Source organism: Acidobacteriota bacterium (assembly GCA_012729555.1).
Taxonomy (GTDB): Bacteria; Acidobacteriota; UBA6911; order UBA6911; family UBA6911; genus UBA6911.
Genome location: JAAYCX010000062.1, coordinates 1 through 2,221, shown reverse-complemented (window position 1 = coordinate 2,221; position 2,221 = coordinate 1). Strand labels below are relative to the sequence as shown.

2 protein-coding genes are annotated in these 2,221 nt (G+C 65.2%); both read left to right on the top strand.

Going from position 1 to position 2,221, the window contains the following annotated elements:
• A partial coding sequence (locus tag GXY47_12040) for a (2Fe-2S)-binding protein (GenBank protein NLV31871.1) occupies nucleotides 1-347 on the top strand: 347 nt, incomplete at its 5' end.
• Nucleotide 348: 1 nt separating this feature from the next.
• The coding region (locus GXY47_12035; protein ID NLV31870.1) for a xanthine dehydrogenase family protein molybdopterin-binding subunit at nucleotides 349-2,221 on the top strand (1,873 nt) is incomplete at its 3' end.

The following is a 2,221-nucleotide window of genomic DNA, read 5'->3' as shown; positions in this document are numbered from 1 at the left end:
GGGCCTGCGGCTCCTGCACCGTCATCATCGACGGCCGGGCGGTGCTCTCCTGCACGACGCTGGCGGTGGAATGCGAGGGGAAGAAGATCGAGACCGTGGAGGGGATCGCGGCCGACCCGAAGTACAAACCGCTGCTGGACAGCTACTGCAAGTGGGACGCGATGCAGTGCGGCTACTGCACCCCCGGTTTCGTGGTCTCGGCCAAGAACCTGCTCGACAGGAATCCCAGGCCGACGGCGGAGGAGTGCCGGCAGGCGCTGGCGGGGAACATCTGCTGCTGCGGCACCTACCCGCGCCACCCGACAGCCATCATGGAAGCGGCGGGCGTCATGAAAGGAGATGCATAACATGGCCGATCTTGCAGGAATCAACGGACAGAGGGAACATTTCCGGGTGGTCGGCAAGCCGAACCTCCCAGGCGTGTTGTCCTGGTCGCAGGTGACGGGCGTGGCCAAATTCGGCGTCGACTACGTCGTCCCCGACATGCTCGAGGCCAAGTTCCTCCGCAGCCCATACGGCAACGCCCGCATCAAGAAGCTCGATACCGCCAAGGCCAAGGCGATCCCCGGCGTCGTCGACATCGTCACCTGGGAAGACGAGGATATGAAGAACCTGGGCGGCGGCGGCATGGGCGGATTCGGTGGGGGCGGTGCACGCCCCGGTTTCCTCGGAAACCTTGCCGACCAGGAGGGGATGGAAGTCGGGGTGATCGTGGTGGCCGAAAACGCCGACCTCTGCGACGAGGCCCTCCGGGCGCTCGAGATCGAATGGGAAGTCCTGCCGCACGTCGTGGATCTGCGCGAGGGGCGCAAGCCCGACGCGCCCGTCATCCGGCCGGCGACCCCCGCCCCCAAGGGGGGGATGGGGGGCTTCGGGATGGGCGGGGGAGGGAACAACCCCCCCAAGAAGGGGAACGTCTCCTTCTCCAACATGCTCGACGGCGACATCGAAAAGGGCTTCCGGGAAGCGGACCACATCATCGAATATGACGTGAACACCGCCGCGTTCGCCGGCCATATGCCCAACCCCCTGGGCACCGTCGCCTGGTGGTTTGACGACCCCCTGCACGGCGAGGGAAAGAGCCTGCGGGTCGAAGGGGTCCCGTGGGGCCACGACCAGGTCGCGGGGATGAACCGCGTCGCCTCGGAAAAGGTCTTCCAGGAATGCATGTTCGTCGGGGGGCGCTACTGCGACTGGGGGATCCGCAAATCGCAGCAGATCACGCCCATGCTGGCCCGCCGGGCCGGCCGCCCGGTGCGCTGCATCAACGGCCGCCACGACATGTACGACTTCAACCTGAACGAGCGTTACGTCCACATGAAGGTGGGGTACAAGAGCAACGGCCTGATCACGGCCATCGACGACTTTTCGATCGCCGACGGCGGGGTCCAGGGGAGTTCCAACTTCGGCAATACCATGGACCAGACCTACGGCCCCTACTTCACCACCCGCTGCGAGAACGTCAAGCAGAACATGGAGGTGGTCGACAGCAACCGCGGCAAGATGTATGTCAGCGGCCAGCACAACCCCATGAGCTGGGATTCGCTCATGGTGGGGCTCTACCTGATCGCCGAAAAGCTGGGGAAGGACCCGATCGAGATCGCCACCCTGAACCTGCACGGGCCGACCTCCCAGACGGACCCCGACCCGGTCCCCAGTTACGAAGCGTGCGTCGCGGCGGTAAAGAAGCTGATGAACTGGCAGTGGCACCCCACGGGGGCCAAGAAACTCCCCGACGGGCGGCTGCACGGGGCGAGCTTCCGTTACAACCAGTGTCCGCGCCATTCCGTTTCGGGCTACAACCCCAAGATCGAGCTCCGGGGCGGCGTCATCCATCTCGCCTCCAAGGGGCCCATCATCGGTCACTACGGGCTGGAAGCCAACGCGATGGTCATCGCCGAGGAGCTGGGGCTCGAGTTCAAGGACATCAAGATCGACCTGGATCACCATGAAATCTACCGCCCCTTCGGGGGGGGGAGCGACGGGTCGACGGCCTCGTCCTGGGCGATCAAGGAGTGTGCCAACAAACTGAAGAAGATGATCCTGGAAGCGGCGGTCGAGGAAGCGGACAATCCTCCCGATACGGGCGGGTTCGGGGGCTTCGGCGGGTTCGGCCGCAAGCAGGCGCCCAACCCCTTCAAGGGGCTGAAGCCCGAAGAGCTGGACATGCAGGACGGCAAGGTCATCGTCAAGGCCGACCCCACCAAGGGGCTGCCGCTCG